General features: G+C 37.7%; 1 protein-coding gene and 1 pseudogene. Both read left to right on the top strand.

Going from position 1 to position 1,452, the window contains the following annotated elements; all coding sequences use genetic code 11:
- Positions 1 to 272: pseudogene (locus I3255_RS14275) on the top strand (carboxypeptidase M32); the annotation flags it as partial.
- A 251-nt stretch (positions 273 to 523) separates the two neighbouring features.
- Positions 524 to 1,452 (top strand): dsDNA nuclease domain-containing protein (locus I3255_RS14270; protein WP_238039408.1); only part of this gene is annotated, 929 nt, incomplete at its 3' end.

Here is a 1,452-nt window from a genome sequence, read left to right as displayed (position 1 = left end):
ATATCCACTGGACAGATGGCAGCTTTGGTTACTTCCCATCTTATACTTTAGGTGCGATGTACGCAGCTCAGTTTATGGCAGCTATGAAGAAGACTGTTGATGTGGATGGAGCTATACGCTCTGGTGACTTGTCACCGATCTTTAACTGGTTATCCGAGAAGATCTGGAGTAAAGGAAGCTTGCTGACAACTGACGAGCTAGTTAAGCAAGCTACTGGTGAGACTTTAAATGCAGCCCACTTCAAACAGCACTTAATTAGCAGATACCTATAAGATTGATTAAGGCAGGTAGGACTGCCCATACGGGGTTTCCACTGCCTTTTTGGGTGCTTGTATTGTGATACTACCGCGCAGGAAGCAAGCTAAAACATTATAAATGCCTAAAGTAATAGCCTGAGTTACTAAATCGCACCACATAGTAACTTACTGATATTCATTAAGATACTATATAACTTCCCGACATGTGCTATCATATGCGCTCTAACTACTAAACACAAAAACGAACTATATTCAAGGAAATGGTGTTGGTTGATCAAAGTGTAAATGCAGGTGTTACAGCACAACAGGGCTTTGCGTTGCAGCGAAATATGGCTCTTTTCTTAATTCTGGATAACTACGATAGCAAATTTGACGGGACAAAATACTTTCTATCTCTTGAACATTTAGAGGATATATTGTTTTGTTATCTTGACGATCATGGCCATGCAGTTAAAGTTGAGACGTATCAATCGAAACAGAAGTCCGTTGGTAGTTGGTCAATTGATAGTGAACTTGCTGAAATAATAGTAAAAATACTTAAGGTTGGAAAGTCACTTATAGCGGACACCCACCCGAAGTGTTGCGACTACAGTCATGATCTATACTTTTCTTCGAATTCTAGCATGAAGCTGGAAACGAGAGTAGCGATTAAGGGCGGTCAGACAAAAACTAAAACCTACAGCCACACTATAAGTGCAGCAGATTCAGAAGTTGTTTATTCAGAACTAGATCCAATCATACAAGATGCTCTTACTAAAAAATTAACGATACAAGATTCTTACAATAATGAAAATTTGTGCGAAGAGTTAGGTAACTTGAAATTCTTATACATCGATTTCAACAAAACAAATAAAGAGCAAGAAAATCAACTGCGATCCAAGCTCGAAGACATCTTTAATAGAAGAATTAGCGACACTAAAGCTGCACTAGATTCGATATTCAAGCTGTTCAAAGAAGTGGAATTAACATATAACCAAAAAAGCATTGCAAGACTTTCCGATAGATCAAAGCAGGTTCATAGTCAAGATATCAATAATGCGATTGAAGTCATAACAACAAAATCAAAAGCATTCCAATTTTGGCGAGATCATAGTAGAGAGATTAGTCAAAAATTAGGAATCAAGCCATTTGATCGTGAATCATTTGAATTAAAATTCAGTTTAGCATTTGACCTATTCAAGAGTAAAGACGAAGC

It is taken from the genome of Psychrobacter sp. Ps6, from assembly GCF_022129235.1.
Lineage (GTDB): Bacteria > Pseudomonadota > Gammaproteobacteria > Pseudomonadales > Moraxellaceae > Psychrobacter.
Note: the sequence above shows the minus strand (reverse complement) of the source record. Positions and strands in the feature narration are given on the sequence as shown.